Genomic DNA, 17001 nt, shown 5'->3' with positions numbered 1-17001 from the left:
GCGCCTTAGCGGTAGGCGATCAGTTGGCCTTTGCGCGACACCACATAAAGGGTCTGGCCCGCCACGACCGGTGCCGTGGTGGCCCCGCCTGGGATTTCGGTCGTGCCCACCAGCGCGCCCGAGGCCGGATCAAAGCTGCGCAGCACCCCGTCAGAGGAGGCCACATGCAGGCGTCCGCCCGCAAGGATGGGCCCGTGATGGGCAAAGACTTCGGATTGGCGCGTGGGCCTATCACGCACAAAATTCGGCAGCGGCGTGCCCCAGATGCGGGTGCCATCCGCGCCATCAAGGCGCAGCAGCTCGTTACGGTCGCTGACCAGAAACACGCTGTCCGCCACGGGCAGAACGGTGTCGATCGCCCCCTCGTCCGAGGTCCAGATGCGGTTGCCACTGCCTGAGGCGACCGCAACCGTGCGCCCCGACTGGTTGCCCGCGTAAATCACCCCGTCCCGAGCGATGGGACGGCCCGTCACATCGCCAAATTTGGCAAGTGCGCGCCCCTGGCGTTCGCCCAAAACGGAGGCGTCCCACCGGCGCAAGCCCCCCTGACGGAACACCGCGCGCATCTCGCCCGAGCCAAAGGAAAAGACGGCCAGCCCGTCGGTCACAATCGGGGCGGGTGCGCCCAGCACGTTGGTCAGGCTTTCAGAGCCTGTGACCTGCCATTCGATCCGTCCGTTGGATTTGTCCAGCGCCCATCCGGTGTCGTCCCCGGCCATCACATAAACAAGGTCATCAAACACGGTCGGGCGGCCCGATCCGGTCCCTTCAAGCTTTTGCGTCCAGATTTCGGCACCCGTGGCCACATCAAGCGCTGTCAGTGCGCCAAACCCGGTCGCGACATACAAGACCTCACCCTCCACAGCGAGCCCGCCCCCGGTTGCATCGCCGGACTTTGCCCCGTCAGGCAGCACATCAGCCTGCCAGAGCACAGCGCCCGAGGTCGACACCGCCGTCACCTGAGTTTCGGAATCCAGTGTGAACACACGCCCGCCCGATACGACAGGGTCGGCCACGATGCGGTGCTTGCGGCTGTCGCCTGCGCCGATGTTGACGGCGAACACAGGGGTCAAGGTCGCATTGAGCTGGGGGTGATCGGTGCGGAAATCGGGCGTGCCAAAGCTTTGGGCAGCGTCCGCGTTTGCAACCTGCGCAGGCAGGCTGATGTCGCGCGCGCCCTCTGTGACTGCGGCGGCTGCCGCCCCCTCTTCGTCGATGGGCCCGGTCGAGGACAGCACTGAGGTGATCGGTTCGCGCTTGCCCGGCAAGATAATCTCTCGTTGGGCGCAGGCCGCCAGCAGCGTCGCTGATATCAGGCAAAGCCCAAGCGTTGTTCTGGCAGGGCTGCGCCCCAGCCGAATGGCCCCAATGGTCCCCATGCGCGAATACCTCATCGTGCAGCCTTTATTGCTCGTTCTCAGTTGTTGGGGCCTGCGGATCGCCGCCCAAAGCCACCATTGCCTGTAGGGCGCGTCGTTGCAAGCCCGGGGTCGCCTCGGCATCCTCAAGGATGCTTTGGAACCGGGCGATGGCAGCGTCCGTGTCCCCGTCGGATATGTCGATCAGGGCCAGTTGCTCTGTTGCCAGCATCCGCAGGGGGACACCGGGTACCGCGAGGGTCTCGAACCCGGCGCGCAGGGTCGCGGGGTCTTCCGAGTTCGCCTGCAACACCAATGACTTGAAGGTTGCGATCTGGCGGTAGATCAGGGGCACATCCGCATTGGTCGTGACGGCTTGCAAGGTCTGCGTCGCCGCCTCTGAATCGCCCGCATCGGCCTGCGCACCCGCAGTCATAAAGGCCAGCACCGCCGCCCCCTGGGAAGTATCAGCGGAGACATCGGCAAGGGCTGCTGCCCGGCCCGCATCTTCATCCGCCGTCAGGGCCGCCAGCATCGCATCCCCAAGGGCCTGTGCGCGCGCCTCTTGCTGCGCGCGGCGATACTCGTTGAACCCGGCCCCGCCCACAATCAGAGCGATCGCAAGTGCAGCGATCCATCCATATCGCTTGAGATAGCCATAAAGGCGGTCGCGGCGCACCTCGTCCGTGACCTCTTCGATAAAGCTGTCGGTGTTGCTCACGCCCGCATTCCCCTTGTCTGGCGACAGATTTGCCCTGCCATACCCAATATTTGCGCCTCTCTTATCCTGCCCCAGCCCCCAAGCCAAGTGCCACCAACAGCGTGCGCTCTTGCCGCAATCCGGCAACATTGCAGTTCAGGCTGAAAAAAAGTAATCTGAACTGGTTAGTTTAGTCGTATGACAGCTTATATCCAACTTCAGGCGCGACTCGTCGCGGATTCAAAACCACTGGGAAAGTGTACGAAATGCGGTTTGTGTCGTTTGTATTGGCCATCATCGTGGCGACGGGCTTGTACTTCTGGGTGATCGAACGCGAGCGCACCCTGGCGTTCTTTGAGGCCCGTGCGGCGCAGTCTGATCCCGAAGTGACCCAGACCGAAGAGGACAGCGCCGAAGCAGAAGAGGAAGCCGAAGCGGCCGCACTCGACGCTGATCCGGGGCTGATCAAAGTGGTCGTGCGCCGCTCAAGCGCACGCGAAATCGACAGCGCCGTGATCCTGCGTGGCCAGACGCAAGCCGCACGTCAGGTCGATGTGCGCGCCGAGACATCGTCGACCGTGCTGTCGCCGCCCTTGCGCAAGGGGGCGTTCGTGGAACAGGGAGAGTTGCTCTGCCAGCTTGACCCCGGCACCCGCGAGTCCGCATTGGCCGAAGCCCGCGCTGGCCTCGCCGAAGCCATCGCCGGCAAAACCGAAGCGGAGGCCCGCGTCCCCGAAGCCGAAGCCCGCGTGATCGAGGCCGAGGCCCGCATCGACGAAGCACTGGTAAACCAGAACGCCTCTCGCCGTCTGAGCGAAGGGGGCTTTGCCGCCGAAACCCGCGTCAAAAACAGCGACGCCGCCGTGGCCGCCGCCCAAGCTTCGTTTGAGGCTGCAATGGCCGGTGTGAGTGCCGCGAAATCCGGCCTGCAATCAGCAGCGGCGCGGATCGAAAGCGCCTCTGCCGGGATTGCCACGGCTGAAAAGGAAATGCAGCGCCTTGATATCCGCGCTCCCTTCGCCGGAACGCTGGAAAGCGACACCGCCGAACTCGGCTCGCTTTTGCAGCCCGGATCGCTGTGCGCGACGGTGATCCAGCTTGATCCGATCAAACTGGTCGCTTTTGTGCCCGAAACCGAAGTGAACCGCGTTGACGTGGGATCCATGGCCAGTGCCCGCCTTGCTGCGGGGGGCACCGAAGTCTCGGGCGCGGTGACCTTCCTGAGCCGTGCTGCCGACCCCACCACCCGCACCTTCCGCGTGGAAATCGAAGTGCCAAATCCCGAACTGACCATTCGCGACGGGCAAACCACCGAAATCGCCATTTCGGCAGCCGGGGCGAAGGCCCATCTGTTGCCTTCCTCTGCGCTGACCCTGAACGAGGACGGGCGGTTGGGCCTGCGCACTGTGGATGATGCGGGTATCGTGTCCTTCCGGCCCGTCGAAGTCGTGCGCGACACCAGTCAGGGGATCTGGCTTACCGGGCTCGAGGACGAGATCAACGTCATTGTCGTAGGTCAGGAATTTGTGACCGCAGGTGTCAAGGTCGCCCCAACCTTTCAGGAGCAAACGCAATGACCGGTGTTGTTGAGTGGGCCGCCTCGCGCGCCCGGATGGTTCTGGCCTTTATCATCCTGTCCCTGACCGTCGGCACGGTCGCCTATATCAGCCTGCCCAAAGAGGGCGAGCCGGACATCGAAATCCCCACGCTCGTCCTATCCGTCCCCTTCCCCGGCATTTCAGCGACCGACGCCGAAACCCTGCTGATCCAGCCGATGGAAACCGAGTTGGGCGATCTGGACGGGCTCGACCGGATGACGTCCACGGCCGCTGAAGGCTATGCGAATGTCGTGCTGGAATTTGAATTTGGCTGGGACAAGACCCAAGTCATGGCCGACGTGCGCGACGCCATGGACAGCGCCGAGGCGGAATTTCCGTCCGGCTTTGAACAATATACACTGGATGAGTTCAACTTTTCCGAATTTCCCATCGTCATTGTAAACCTCACAGGCCCCGTGCCCGAGCGCACGATCACCCGTGTTGCCAAGGACTTGCAGGACGACCTTGAGGCGATGGATGCGGTACTGGAAGCCTCCATTGTCGGCAGCCGTGACGAGATGGTCGAGGTCATTATCGACCCGCTGCGCCTTGAGGCCTACAACGTCACCGCAGGTGAGTTGATCACCGTGGTGCAAAACAACAACCAGTTGATTGCGGCAGGTGAGATCGAAACCGATCAGGGGTCGTTCGCGGTCAAGATCCCCTCGTCCTTTGACGAGGTTCGGGACATCTATGACCTGCCCGTCAAGACAAATGGCGACCGGGTTGTGACCCTAGGCGATCTGGCCGAAATCAACCTGACATTCGAAGATCGCGTATCCACCGCCCGCTTTAACGGCGAGGGCACCGTGGCATTGCAGGTGGTCAAGCGCAAAGGCTTCAACCTGATCGACACCGCCACCGAGGTCAAAGAGCTGGTAGCCGCCAAATCCGCAGAATGGCCCGAGGGGCTGATTGCAGCCGTCAAGGTGGGCACATCCAATGACATGAGCCGCGAAGTCGCCTCAATGGTGGGCCAGCTTGAAGGGTCGGTGCTGACGGCGATTGCGCTGGTGATGATGGTCTCTCTCGCCTTTCTGGGGCCGCGGGCCTCGTTGCTGGTGGGTTTTGCGATCCCGACCTCGTTCCTGCTGTGCTTCGTGCTGCTGGCAATCATGGGCATTTCGGTGTCCAACATCGTGATGTTCGGGCTGATCCTGTCGGTGGGGATGCTGGTTGACGGGGCCATCGTGGTGGTCGAATACGCAGACAAGCGTCAACAGGCCGGGTCCGGCCCGATGCGCGCCTATGTCGAGGCGGCGACGCGCATGTTCTGGCCCGTTGTATCCTCCACCGCGACGACCCTCTGTGCCTTCCTGCCGATGCTGTTCTGGCCCGGTGTGCCGGGACAGTTCATGGGGATGCTGCCCGTCACGCTGATCTTCGTGCTGTCGGCCTCGCTGATCGTGGCGCTGATCTATCTGCCTGTGATGGGTGGGGTGCTGGGGCGTTTGACCCAATGGCTGACCGCGCAAAACACCCGCATCGCCTCGCTGCCGTTCTGGGCGCATGTGGCGCTGTTTGGCCTCGCTGCCGTGATGATGGCAGGCCTCGTCGGTATCCCGTTCCTGCAAGGCAACATCGCCACCGCCCTTGGTGCGATGGATCAGCAATCCATCGTTCAATCGGTACTGCCTGCCTTCCTCGGCGTCTTTGCAATGGCGCTTGGCATTGTGCTGATCGCCGGGTTTGCGCTGGCCGGGGCGGTCCTGCTGTGGCTGAGCGTGCTGGCCCTGTTCGTACGGATGGGATGGGTCGGCATCTGGGCCGGGCGCAAGATATTCGGGCAGCGCACGCAGAAGGTCCACTCCGGCTATCAACGCTCGAACTTCGGTTATCTGATCCAGGGCATCGTGGGCAATCCGGTCATGCCACTGGCGATGATCGGCTTCGTCTTCGTCTTTGTCGGCACCACGCTGATCTATTTCATCAACAACAACCGCGGCGTCGAATTCTTTGTGGCGACCGAACCCGAACAGGCCATCGTCTATGTGCTCGCGCGCGGCAATCTGGGACTTCAGGAAAAGGACGCGCTTCTGGGTCAGGTCGAGGATGTGATCAACGCCCATCCCGGCATCCGCAGCGCATTTGCCTTTGCGGGTGCGGGCGGGTTGAACGCCAACACAGGCGGTGCCGGGTCCCCCAAGGACGCCATCGGACAGGTGCAGCTGGAAACGATCCCCTGGGAAGAACGCCCCGACGCGATGGAGGCGTGGTTCACCCTGCCCCTGATCAACCACACGGTCATGCGCGAGGTGAAATCCGCCGATTTTGACGGTGACACCGTGCTGAACGAGTTGACCGAAGAGCTGAGCCAGATCCCCGGTATCCGCACCGAAGTGCTGCCGCTCGCCCAAGGCCCGGCTTCGGCCAAGCCTGTGCATTTGCGCATCAAGGGTGACAATTGGCAGGACCTGCTGAACGCCACCGCCACCGCCCGCCAGGCCTTTGACACCACCCCCGGCCTTGTGCGGGTCGAGGATACGCGCCCCCTGCCCGGCATCGACTGGCAGATCGATGTGGATGTGCAAAAGGCCGGTCGCTACGGCGCGGATGTGGCCACGGTCGGTGCCATGGTACAGCTTGTGACCCGTGGTCTGTTGCTCGATACAATGCGTGTGGACACCTCGGACGAGGAAATCGAAATCCGTGTCCGCCTGCCCGAAGCTGACCGGGTGTTGTCGACCCTCGACACGCTCAAGGTGCGCACGGCCGACGGGCTTGTCCCGCTCGCCAATTTCATCACCCGCACGCCTGTGGCCGAACTGGCCCAGATCAACCGGGTGGATCAAAAACGCTATTTCGACGTCAAGGCAGACGTGTTTGACGGCCTCCAAAAGCTGACGACGACGGCTGAGATCGATGGGATACAAACACCCGTAATCGCCGCCACCCTGCGCCCCGCGCCGGACGGTCCCATCACCTCCGAAGAGGGGGTGCGCTACAGTGTGCTGGCCTTTGGCACCGCGGCACCCGGCATAGACTTTCAGGCAGCCCTTGATGCGGGCGATCTGCGCCTTGAGCCGGTCAACGCCAACGAGCGGATTGCGGAGATCACCAAATGGCTCGACACGGGTCCGTTCGAGGCAGGGATCGAGTTTGAATGGACGGGCGATCAAGAGGATCAGGCCGAATCCGGTGCCTTCCTTGGTCAGGCCTTCATGGGTGCGTTGGGTCTGATGTTCATCATCCTGCTGGCCCAGTTCAACAGCGTTTACAACGCGTTGCTGGTACTTGGCGCAGTGGTCCTGTCCACAGCGGGTGTGCTGATCGGGATGCTGGTCATGGATCAGCCGTTCTCGATCATTATGACCGGCACCGGTATCGTCGCGCTTGCCGGGATCGTGGTGAACAACAACATCGTTCTGATCGACACCTATCAGGAATATGAGGGCTACATGCCCCGGATCGAGGCGATCATTCGCACCGCGCAGGACCGTATCCGCCCGGTGTTGCTGACGACCGTGACCACCATGGCGGGTCTTGCGCCGATGATGTTCGGGCTCAGCCTGAACTTCGGTGATGGCGGATATACCGTCGACAGCCCCACCGCGCTCTGGTGGAAGCAGTTGGCCACCGCCGTGGTTTTTGGCCTTGGGATCGCAACCGTTCTGACGCTGATGGTGACGCCTTCGATGCTGGCGCTGCGGGTGTGGGTTGTGACCTACGCGATGTGGCTCAGCCAGTTGATGGCCAAGCTGTCCTTCGGGCGTGCGAGCCGGGCGGCGCGGGACTGGTCGCTGGCGCGCGATTGCCGGGTGATGGACAATCAGGAACTGATTTGGGATTTCGATGATGAAACGGGTCGCGACGATGCGCAATCCGAACTGCCCTTCCCCGGCGCACCGCTCAAGGCGGCGGAGTAGCGTCCTTGCCTGTGCCTGCCGCCCGTTTGGCGGCGGGCAGATCGGCCCACCACTGGGCATAGGATGAGTTCTTGGGGTGGCACCCCCCTTCGTCGGGGGCGCCGTCGTCCCACCAGACCGGGCCACGTTCACCCAAGGCCTGTTTGGCCGCGTCCACCGCATCCCGCGCGGCACGTGTCTCATCCTCATCCTTTGCAAAACGCACCGCGCGGTGGGCCTGCATCAATGCCTTCACAGCCGCACGACGGGTGGCGTCATCAAGGCGCGGATCCGTCTTGCGCCACAGCCGGGATTTGGCCACGAAGTAGCGCCCATCAGGCGTTTCAGGATAGTCCTTGCGTGCCATCAGGCCCTGCCCTGCGGGATGGTGGGCAGGGCGGCTTTGCGCCAGCAAACAGCGCCCAGCCCCGTATCGAAGCCCGTCACGCGTCCTCGGCCTGCTGACGCTGCCAAAGCTGGGCATAGCGCCCCTCGGCAGCCAGCAATGTGTCGTGGGTGCCGGTTTCGACGATCACGCCCTTCTCAAGCACAACAATCCGATCCGCTTCGGCAATTGTGCTGAGGCGATGCGCGATGGTCAGTACCGTGCGCCCCTGCCCGGCCGCATTCAGCGCCTCCTTGATGTCCTGTTCGGTCTCGGTATCAAGCGCGCTTGTCGCCTCGTCCAAAAGCAGAATGGGCGGGTTCTTCAGCAAGGTGCGCGCAATACCGACCCGCTGCTTTTCACCGCCCGACAGCTTCAGGCCGCGTTCACCCACAGCCGTTTCGTACCCATCGGGCAAGGCCTGCACAAAGTCGTGGATCTGGGCCGCGCGCGCGGCCTCAACGATCTCGGCCTCGGTCGCGTTGTCGCGCCCATAGGCGATGTTGTAGCGGATCGTGTCATTGAACAGCACAGTGTCCTGCGGGACCACACCGATGGCGGCATGCAGGCTATCTTGGGTCACATCGCGCACGTCCTGCCCGTCAATGCGCAAGGCCCCGCCCCCCACATCATAAAAGCGGAACAACAGCCGCCCGATGGTCGATTTGCCCGACCCGGTCGAGCCGACAATCGCCACCATCTCCCCCGGTTCAGCCACCAGCGACACCCCTTTAAGGATGGGGCGGGCCGCATCATAGCCGAAATGCACATCGTCCAACTCGACGCGACCTCCGCTGACCTTCAGCGCAGGCGCACCGGGGGCATCGACCACCTCGGCGGGCTGTTCAAGCAGGTCAAACATCTCGCCCATATCCACCAGTGCCTGACGAATTTCGCGGTAGACGGTGCCAAGGAAGTTCAGCGGCATCGTGATCTGGATCATGTAGGCGTTGACCATGACGAAATCGCCCACGCTCAGATCCCCCGATTGCACGCCCACTGCCGCCAGCACCATCACCCCGACAAGGCCCGCAGTAATGATGACGGATTGCCCGAAATTAAGGAAAGCCAGCGAATAGCTGGTCTTGAGCGCCGCGACCTCATAGCCCTCCATCGCGCTGTCATAGCGGCCCGCCTCGCGCTGTTCGGCCCCGAAATACTTGACCGTTTCATAGTTCAGCAGACTGTCGATGGCCTTTTGGTTGGCGTCCGTGTCCTGATCATTCATCACCTTGCGCAGCTTCACCCGCCATTCGGTAACGGCAAAGGTGAACCACACATAGATGGCGATAGTCACCGCCACAATCAGCAGATACCACGCATCAAACAGCACCGTCAGGATGATCCCGATCAACAGCAGTTCCAGCACCAGCGGGCCAATGGAAAACAGCAGGAAGCGCAGCAGGAATTCAACGCCCTTGACCCCGCGTTCGATGATCCGGCTAAGGCCCCCGGTCTTACGCGTGATGTGATAGCGCATCGACAGGCGGTGAATATGCTGGAACGTCTCAAGCGCGAGCATCCTGAGCGCGCGCTGCGCCACGCGGGCAAAGATCGCATCGCGCAGCTGTTGAAAGCCGACATTGAACAGGCGTGCGATGCCATACGCGACCGTCAGGCCAATCGCCCCGAGGGCCAGTGCCGACACACCATCGCCCGCCAGCACGTCCACCGCATCGCGGTAAATGATAGGCGTATAGACCGACACCAGCTTGGACAGGATCAGCGCCAGCAGCGCCAGCACCACCCGCCGTTTCACCCATGGCTTGTCGTCAGGCCACAGATAGGGCGCAACCTTGCGAATGGTACGCCAGCCCGAGCGGCGCTCGGCATCGGCCACGCTGTTGTCCGGCTCGGGTTGAGGATGCGCCGACCCGCGCGGGGCAGTCGATGCGGTGGTGTCAGCGGCCATGGGAAACGTCCTTGGAGTTCAGACGCGATGACATAGCCCGGTCACACCCAAGTTGCCAGTGCCGTGACCCTATTCGGGCAAGGCAAACACCTGACCCGGAAAGATCAGGTCGGCATCGCGAATGTTCACACGATTGGCTTCGAACACGTCGACATAAAGCCGCCCATCCCCATACCGATCCCGCGCGATCCCCCAGAGCGTATTGCCGGTCTGCACGGTCACCTGGGTCACGGGCGCGTCACTGTCTTCGATGGCGGCCAGTACCTCGGGGTCTTCGCGGCGGAACGGGGTCTCAATGCGGCTTGTCACCTCGCCCGCATCGTTCAATTCATCCACGCGCAGCGTGTAGACGCCAGTGTCGATCTGCGGCAGGTCACCCCGCCAACTGCCATCGCCCTGCACGTCCAGATCAGCCACGGGGCGGTTGTCGACATAGACGCGCACCACTTCGGCTTCGGTCTGCGCACGTCCGGCCAGTTGCACGTCCCCCTCGTTGCTGTAGCTGATGGTATCGATTTCGATGTTTTCGAGGGCTTCGGGTCCGGCCGCATTCAGCACCTCGACCCCGTCTTGGGTGGAGCGCAGGACGGTCACGGGCGCGTCTTCGGACGTGGGGGCAGCAGTTTGGAGGCTCGGCTCGGGCACCTCGGGGTCGATCGCGGCCAGGACCGGATTGTCAGGCTTGGCCACATCCTCAGGCGCTTCGATCTCCGGTGTGGCGGTTTCAGGCACAGCCTCAGCCACATCAGCAGTCTCGCTCTCCTGCGCGGGCGCAGGAGTGGCGACAACATCCTGCGTTGGCGCAACAGTGGCGACGACGGGGGCCTCTTCGGGCGCTGGCTTGATGCCGGGCGCTTCCACCGGCTCGGGGGCCTTTGCCAGTGCGGTCGGCTTGTCCTGCGGGGCCAGAATGATTTCGTCAATCGAGGCGATTTCGTCCGTCCCCAACCGCTGCACAAGGGTCAGCACGCGCGCCTTGGCACTATCAGGCAGGATGGTGATGGCCGCAAACGATCCGCCCGCGTCCGCAGTCACAGAGATGTTTTCGACCCCGTCCAGCAACACGGACACGATGCTGCCCGGCGCGGCGCGGCCTGCGATGATGGTCAACCCGTCGGCTTCCAGCCGCACCTCGTCAATGGACGGTGCCGCAACCGGGGCAGGCGTGACCTCGGGGGTTTCGGGCGTTTGGGTGACGGCCTCGGGCACCGCAGCCACGGCCTCGACCGCGGGGGGGGCCTCCGGCACAGGTGCCCCATCGCGTCCACTGATGAAAAAGCCCGCGACGACGGCCACAACCGCAAGCACCGCAACCGATCCCATCAACGCGCCGTTTGACCCGGCCATGGCCGCCCATTTCGACATTTTCGACCCTCGTTTACGCATCTGTCATGCGTGGTTTGATTGCGCTTGCATAACAGGCAGCTTAACAACGGTCAAAACGCGCGCACACCTTGTCGATCACTTTCCCGCGCCATGTCTCGGAGCCTGCCATGCCCAAACCATCCATCTGCGTCTATTGCGGCTCTCGGCGGGGGCGTCACCCGGCCTATATGACCGAGGCGGCAGCACTTGGAACGGGTCTGGCACAGCGCCGCTGGCGGCTGGTTTACGGGGCCGGTGATGTAGGTCTCATGGGGGCCGTGGCACGGGCCGCACAGGACGCGGGGGGCGAAACCTTTGGGGTGATCCCGCAGCATCTGGTCGATTGGGAGGTCGGAAAGACGGACCTGACCCGCTATGTCGTCACCGAAACCATGCACGAGCGCAAGAAGGTGATGTTTATGAATTGCAACGCCGTGGTGGTGTTGCCGGGTGGGGCAGGATCGCTGGACGAGCTGTTCGAGGTGCTGACCTGGCGCCAGCTTGGCCTGCATGACAAGCCGATTTACCTTGTGAATACAAAGGGCTATTGGGATCCACTGATCGCGCTTCTGCAACATGTGGTCTATTGCGATTTTGCGGATGCCAGCCTGCTGGATTTCATCACGGTGACCCGCACGGTGGATGACACCTTTGACCTGCTGACCAAGGTCGTGCCGCAACCGGATTGAAACATCCGGGGTATGCCTCGGGGTATGGTTCGCCGCCGCATACGGTCCGCGCCGCTATTTGGCCCGCGTCATCACCGCCGACGCGGGTGCGCATTTAAGGCGTAGCCTGCACCGCCCCAGACAGAGACGCAGGGACACATCCGGCCACATTGGCAATTGGTGTCGGGCCTTGTGACTGAGCCCCTCCGCCCATCACCGGTTGTGACGGTTTTGCCACAAGACCAAGCCCGAAAACGCAGCGCGCCCGGTCACCAACAGGGCAACCGGGCGCGTGCTATTTCTTGGATGCCCTCAAACGGGGCGATCAGATCACATGCGCGATGCGACGTTTTCCCAGTTCACCAGATTGTCGAGGAAGTTCGACAGATAGTCAGGGCGCTTGTTGCGGAAGTCGATGTAATAGGAATGTTCCCACACATCACAGCCCAACAACGCGGTCTGGCCAAAGCAGACGGGGTTCACGCCGTTTTCGGTATTGGTGACCTTGAGGCTGCCGTCCGTATCCTTGACCAGCCACGCCCAGCCCGAGCCGAACTGACCCGCGCCTGCGGCCTTGAAGTCGTCCTTGAACTTGTCGACCGAACCAAAGCTTTCGGTGATCGCCTTTTCCAGCTCGCCGGGCATGCCCGCATCGCCTGGGCCCATCATTTCCCAGAACTGGTTGTGGTTCCACAACTGGCTGATGTTGTTGAAAATACCGTTCTGGGCGACAGCGTTCGCGTCATAGGTGCCCTTGATGATCTCTTCGAGGGATTTGTCGGCCCACTCGGTCCCCGCAATCGCCTTGTTGCCGTTGGTGACATAGGCGTTGTGGTGCAGGTCGTGGTGATATTCGAGCGTCTCTGCGGACATGCCCTTGGCCGCAAGCGCGTCGTGGGCATAGGGAAGGTCGGGAAGTGAAAAAGCCATGTGGGCCCCCTTTTCAAATTTGCAGGTTGTGCCTGACAGATTGTGCACTCCGCCGCAAGATCAAGGCGGCAGAGCGATATTTGTGGCTCGTATAACGTCAGCCCAGCAAGGATGCGCCGGCTGATATAGCGCATGACCCCGTCCCGAACGGGCGGTTGTCATAACCGCGCACCTGCGCACGGATGTTGAACGCATTGACCTTGGGCCGATATTGCAACGTGTAGGCCAGATCAAACGAGGCCGACCCGTTCCGGACGTTCTTCACCTCCCATTTCAGCCGATATTGCCCGTTGCCGAGCTGCGTCAGCGTGGCCGGGATCGGTTTGCCGTATCTGCGCATGACAACGTCATCGACCACGGCGGCCTCGCCTTTATCAAAGTCGATGGAGAATTTTATGGCGGGACGGATAAAGCCGCGCCCCTCCAGCGAGGACATTCTGCAATCATAGACCGTGGATTGCGCCATGGCGGCGGGTGCAGTGGCAAAGAGTGAAATCGCAGCGGCCAGAACGGCTGCGTATGCCTTAATCGTTGTCATCTTAACTCCGGTATTTTGGTTTCACCGGTATGACGGAATACAACCCAAAAGAGAACCACCCGCAGACGGAGTGTGACCGGATATGTGTCAAAACCGGCCCACCTCGCTGCCTTTTTGCGCCGCCACGCAAAGCAGATCGAACATGTATTGCCCCTGGCTGCGGAAGCAGATGATGTGAAAGGTGTCGGCATCCGCAACCCAGAAAGCCGCCGCCGCCTGCGCCAGACGGGTGCGTCGGAACATCCCCGGCTGAAAGCCCCGCTCGGACACATCAACGGGGGCGAGTTTGGCCATCACTGCACGCGCATGCACGCCCGCGACCTGAAACATGGCCCGCGCATCCGAGACGTCGACCGCCAGCGCGTGCGCCCTGATCAGGGCCTTGTCCAGCTTGGCGATGATGGCCTGCACCTCGGCGTAAGGGCACAGGATCAACACTTCGTCCGGCGACATCCATGCAACTGTATATGCGTCGTTTTGGGCGACCTGCCCCTGATCCGGCACAACCAGCGATGTGTTTGACTTCACGGCTTTTTTCAGAGCCGCCATACCGAGGTCACCGCGCAAGGTGATCATTCCTTGCATCGGCAATTCCGCGACATCCGCGATCCCGTCCGCAAAGCGAGCCCCGTTCAGGGCGGTGACCGTCTTAGACATTCTGCTTCTCCCCGTCAGGATCGTAAAATACAGGGCTCACAATCCGGGCCTTGTAGGTGGTGCCATCGGTGCCCGGAAACTCAAGCACCTCACCCATCCGGTCAGGTCCGTGCAGGACCAGCCCCATCGCGATCCCCTTGTTCAGGTTGGGGGAATGATAGCTGGACGTGACCCGCCCCTGCATGTTGCGCTGGCCATTGGCATTGGTACCCTCAGCCACCGCATAGGCTCCGTCGGGCAGGGTTGATCCGTCGGTGGTCTCCAATCCCACCAGCTTCCAGCGGGCGGGATCGGCCATGTGGCTGCGCAGATGCGCGCGCTTGCCCAGATAGTCGTCCTTTTTCTTGGACAGCGCCCAGTGCAGGCCAAGGTCTTGCGGGATCACGGTGCCATCGGTTTCGTCCCCGATCATAATGAACCCTTTTTCTGCGCGCAGGATGTGCAAGGCCTCGGTGCCATAGGGCATAACGCCAAGGTCAGCGCCGACCTTCATCAGCGCATCCCAAAACGCCTGCCCCTCGCTGGCGCGTACGGCGATCTCATAGCTAAGCTCGCCCGAAAACGAGATACGATAGGCGCGCACGTCGAACCCGCCCAAGGTCCCGTCGGCCCATTCCATGAAGCCGAGCGCGTCCCTGGACACATCCATGCCCCCAAGCGCCTCAAGGGCTTGGCGTGCCTTGGGGCCGACCACGGCGACTTGCGCATACTGTTCGGTCACGTTGGCGACGTAGACCTGCCAATCCCACCATTCGGTTTGCAGCCATTCCTCCATATGGGCGTGGATGCGCTCGGCCCCGCCAGTGGTGGTGTGGCACAGGAACGTGTTGTCATCGATGCGGGCCACGACCCCGTCGTCAATCAGGAACCCGTTTTCGCCGCACATCAACCCATAGCGGCATTTGCCCGGTTTCAGTGTGCTCATCATGTTGGTGTAGAGCATGTCGAGGAAGCGGCCTGCATCCGGCCCCTTGACGATCAGTTTGCCAAGGGTCGAGGCATCAAGCAGCCCGAGATTTTCACGCACGTTCTTCGTTTCGCGCATCACCGCGTCGTGCACGCTTTCGCCGTCACGCAGATAGGCATAGGGGCGGCGCCAGTGCCCTACAGGTTCCCAATCTGCCCCGTTCGCATCATGCCAGTCGTGCATGGGCGTGCGCCGGATGGGTTGGAACACCTCGCCGCGCGCCTCACCGCCAATGGCCCCCATCGAGATCGGGGTATAGGGCGGGCGGAAGGTCGTGGTCCCCGTCTGCGGGATCGGTTGATTGAGTGCATCAGAAAGGATCGCGAGGCCGTTGATATTGCTCAGCTTCCCCTGATCGGTCGCCATGCCCAGGGTCGTATAGCGCTTGGCATGTTCCACACTTTCAAAGCCCTCTTGGGCGGCGAGTTGCACGTCCGACACTTTGACGTCGTTCTGATAATCCAGCCACGCTTTGCCGCGCAGATCACGGCCCGCCCCCTGGGGCATCAGCCAGACCGGGGCCATCGGTGCCTCATCAAGACAGCTGCCATCGGGGGCGTTCGTTTTCTTTGGCGTAAAGCCGATGGCCCGGGCCGCTGCGCGCCCCATCGCATGTGCATCCCCAAGGATTTCGGTTAGGCCGAAATGCCCGTTGGCAGATCCCGCAGGACTCACAAAGGGGCTGCCATCCGCACCAAGGGGCGCTTTATCCACATCTGGGCGGAACATCGCCCAATCGGTGTCCCAGAGCAGCTTGCCCCCGCAATGCGACCACAGGTGCACGACCGGCGACCAACCCCCTGACATCGCAACCACATCGCATGCGATCTCTTCGACGGTGGCCCCCTCGCCCGCTTGTGAACAGACGGCCACACCCGTCACCCGTTTGCTGCCCTGCACCTTGGCAATCCCGTGACCCATCATCACACGGATGCCTGCCGCCTTGGCGTCGGCCATCAGGGGGCTGTCCACGGGCAAGACCCGCGCATCAAGGATCGCAGGCACCTCCAACCCCACATTTTTAAGGGCCAAAGCGGTTCGATAGGCGTCATCGTTGTTGGTGACAACAATCGTGCGGTCCCCTGCGCTGACCCCATAATTGATCGCGTAATCGCGCACCGAGGCGGCCAGCATCACGCCGGGGATGTCATTGCCTGCAAAGGACAAAGGCCGCTCGATCGCGCCTGTGGCAGTGATGATGTGCCCGGCCCTGATCCGCCACAGGCGGTGGCGCGGGCCATCCATGCCCGGCGCATGATCGGTGAGGCGTTCATATCCCAGAACATAGCCGTGATCGTAAACCCCTGCCCCCATGGTGCGGGGGCGAAGTGTCACGTTGGGTGTGTCAGACAGTTCTGACACTAATTCCTCCACGAACTTATCCACAGGTTTACCATCAACCGTGCCGCCATCGACAGGCGCACGCCCGCCCCAGTGGGCGGTCTGTTCCAGCACCAGCACCTGTGCACCCGATTGTGCCGCGGATTTGGCCGCTTGCAGCCCGGCAATGCCGCCCCCGACAACCAGCACATCGCAGAACGCATAGAGGTGCTCGTAGGTGTCCCAATCGCGCCCCTTGGGCGCTTGCCCCAGCCCTGCGGCCTGCCGGATGAAGGGTTCATAGACGTGTTTCCACAGCGGACGGGGATGGATGAACATCTTGTAGTAAAAGCCCGCAGGCATGAACCGCGCCAGCTTGGCATTGATCGCGCCCACATCGAACTCAAGGCTCGGCCAGTGGTTCTGGCTGGTGGCGAGCAACCCCTCGAACAGCTCGGTCGTGGTGGCGCGCTGGTTGGGTTCGAACTTGCCCTCGACCCCGAGGTTGACCAGTGCGTTGGGCTCTTCGGGGCCAGCGGCCACGATCCCGCGCGGACGGTGATACTTGAACGAACGCCCCACGAGCATCTGGTCATTGGCCAGAAGGGCGGAGGCCAGTGTGTCACCCTCGAACCCGGTCATCGGCGCGCTGTTAAAGCTGAAGCGGACCGCCTTATCGCGGTTCACCAGGCGGCCTTGAGTTGCCAATCGTGTGCTCATAATGCGCCCTCGCGGCGGGCGGAGGCGTCGGTGCCTCC

The 17001-nt window shown here is 62.3% G+C and carries 12 protein-coding genes; 3 read left to right on the top strand and 9 right to left on the bottom strand.

Annotated features, from left to right (window positions below; all coding sequences use genetic code 11):
- Positions 1–5: 5 nt before the first annotated feature.
- Entirely contained in the window at positions 6–1394 is a 1389-nt protein-coding gene (locus tag Q0859_RS07830) for a PQQ-like beta-propeller repeat protein (protein WP_299149454.1), read from the bottom strand.
- 10 nt (positions 1395–1404) lie between these two features.
- Positions 1405–2079 (bottom strand): tetratricopeptide repeat protein, encoded by a 675-nt coding sequence (locus tag Q0859_RS07825; protein ID WP_299149453.1) that lies wholly within the window; start codon positions 2077–2079, stop codon positions 1405–1407.
- A 245-nt stretch (positions 2080–2324) separates the two neighbouring features.
- Between Q0859_RS07825 and Q0859_RS07820 the strand changes: the two genes are divergently transcribed.
- Both Q0859_RS07820 and Q0859_RS07815 read left to right on the top strand, forming a co-directional pair.
- Positions 2325–3635: an efflux RND transporter periplasmic adaptor subunit gene (locus Q0859_RS07820; protein WP_299149440.1), complete on the top strand. Its 1311-nt coding sequence runs from the start codon at positions 2325–2327 to the stop codon at positions 3633–3635.
- Complete coding sequence (locus Q0859_RS07815; protein WP_299149438.1) at positions 3632–7522, top strand: efflux RND transporter permease subunit; 3891 nt, start codon at positions 3632–3634, stop codon at positions 7520–7522. Before Q0859_RS07820 ends, Q0859_RS07815 begins: the two co-directional genes overlap by 4 nt.
- Here the strand turns inward: Q0859_RS07815 and Q0859_RS07810 are convergent.
- The 3 genes from Q0859_RS07810 to Q0859_RS07800 form a co-directional block, all read right to left on the bottom strand.
- Positions 7506–7868 (bottom strand): hypothetical protein, encoded by a 363-nt coding sequence (locus Q0859_RS07810; protein WP_299149436.1) that lies wholly within the window; start codon positions 7866–7868, stop codon positions 7506–7508. The genes Q0859_RS07815 and Q0859_RS07810 overlap by 17 nt on opposite strands.
- A gap of 76 nt (positions 7869–7944) precedes the next feature.
- A complete protein-coding gene (locus Q0859_RS07805; RefSeq protein WP_299149434.1) occupies positions 7945–9798 on the bottom strand; it encodes an ABC transporter ATP-binding protein/permease in 1854 nt (617 codons plus the stop codon).
- Positions 9799–9867: 69 nt separating this feature from the next.
- Positions 9868–11163, bottom strand: coding sequence for a LysM peptidoglycan-binding domain-containing protein (locus Q0859_RS07800; RefSeq protein ID WP_299149432.1), 1296 nt, complete (start codon positions 11161–11163; stop codon positions 9868–9870).
- A gap of 128 nt (positions 11164–11291) precedes the next feature.
- Here Q0859_RS07800 and Q0859_RS07795 point away from each other — a divergent pair, with 128 nt between their 5' ends.
- The gene (locus tag Q0859_RS07795; RefSeq protein ID WP_299149431.1) at positions 11292–11852 is read left to right on the top strand and encodes a TIGR00730 family Rossman fold protein; all 561 of its coding nucleotides are present in this window, start codon (positions 11292–11294) and stop codon (positions 11850–11852) included.
- A gap of 309 nt (positions 11853–12161) precedes the next feature.
- Here Q0859_RS07795 and Q0859_RS07790 read toward each other — a convergent pair whose 3' ends face one another.
- The 4 genes from Q0859_RS07790 to Q0859_RS07775 form a co-directional block, all read right to left on the bottom strand.
- Positions 12162–12761: a superoxide dismutase gene (locus tag Q0859_RS07790; protein ID WP_299149430.1), complete on the bottom strand. Its 600-nt coding sequence runs from the start codon at positions 12759–12761 to the stop codon at positions 12162–12164.
- Between the two features lie 97 nt (positions 12762–12858).
- Positions 12859–13299, bottom strand: coding sequence for a hypothetical protein (locus tag Q0859_RS07785; RefSeq protein WP_299149429.1), 441 nt, complete (start codon positions 13297–13299; stop codon positions 12859–12861).
- Positions 13300–13386: 87 nt separating this feature from the next.
- Complete coding sequence (locus tag Q0859_RS07780; protein ID WP_299149428.1) at positions 13387–13956, bottom strand: sarcosine oxidase subunit gamma family protein; 570 nt, start codon at positions 13954–13956, stop codon at positions 13387–13389.
- Entirely contained in the window at positions 13949–16963 is a 3015-nt protein-coding gene (locus Q0859_RS07775) for a sarcosine oxidase subunit alpha family protein (protein ID WP_299149427.1), read from the bottom strand. The genes Q0859_RS07780 and Q0859_RS07775 overlap by 8 nt, the downstream gene beginning before the upstream one ends.
- Positions 16964–17001: the final 38 nt, after the last annotated feature.

The organism is uncultured Tateyamaria sp. (genome assembly GCF_947497045.1).
Taxonomy (GTDB): Bacteria; Pseudomonadota; Alphaproteobacteria; order Rhodobacterales; family Rhodobacteraceae; genus Tateyamaria.
Note: the sequence above shows the minus strand (reverse complement) of the source record. Positions and strands in the feature narration are given on the sequence as shown.

What these genes read in the sequence shown, in the direction of transcription:
- Q0859_RS07775 (WP_299149427.1), bottom strand. Translation starts at nt 16,963, where the DNA reads ATGAGCACACGATTGGCAACTCAAGGCCGCCTGGTGAACCGCGATAAG.
- Q0859_RS07820 (WP_299149440.1), top strand. Translation starts at nt 2,325, where the DNA reads ATGCGGTTTGTGTCGTTTGTATTGGCCATCATCGTGGCGACGGGCTTG.
- Q0859_RS07830 (WP_299149454.1), bottom strand. Translation starts at nt 1,394, where the DNA reads ATGAGGTATTCGCGCATGGGGACCATTGGGGCCATTCGGCTGGGGCGC.
- Q0859_RS07810 (WP_299149436.1), bottom strand. Translation starts at nt 7,868, where the DNA reads ATGGCACGCAAGGACTATCCTGAAACGCCTGATGGGCGCTACTTCGTG.
- Q0859_RS07805 (WP_299149434.1), bottom strand. Translation starts at nt 9,798, where the DNA reads ATGGCCGCTGACACCACCGCATCGACTGCCCCGCGCGGGTCGGCGCAT.
- Q0859_RS07785 (WP_299149429.1), bottom strand. Translation starts at nt 13,299, where the DNA reads ATGACAACGATTAAGGCATACGCAGCCGTTCTGGCCGCTGCGATTTCA.
- Q0859_RS07815 (WP_299149438.1), top strand. Translation starts at nt 3,632, where the DNA reads ATGACCGGTGTTGTTGAGTGGGCCGCCTCGCGCGCCCGGATGGTTCTG.
- Q0859_RS07790 (WP_299149430.1), bottom strand. Translation starts at nt 12,761, where the DNA reads ATGGCTTTTTCACTTCCCGACCTTCCCTATGCCCACGACGCGCTTGCG.
- Q0859_RS07780 (WP_299149428.1), bottom strand. Translation starts at nt 13,956, where the DNA reads ATGTCTAAGACGGTCACCGCCCTGAACGGGGCTCGCTTTGCGGACGGG.
- Q0859_RS07795 (WP_299149431.1), top strand. Translation starts at nt 11,292, where the DNA reads ATGCCCAAACCATCCATCTGCGTCTATTGCGGCTCTCGGCGGGGGCGT.
- Q0859_RS07800 (WP_299149432.1), bottom strand. Translation starts at nt 11,163, where the DNA reads ATGTCGAAATGGGCGGCCATGGCCGGGTCAAACGGCGCGTTGATGGGA.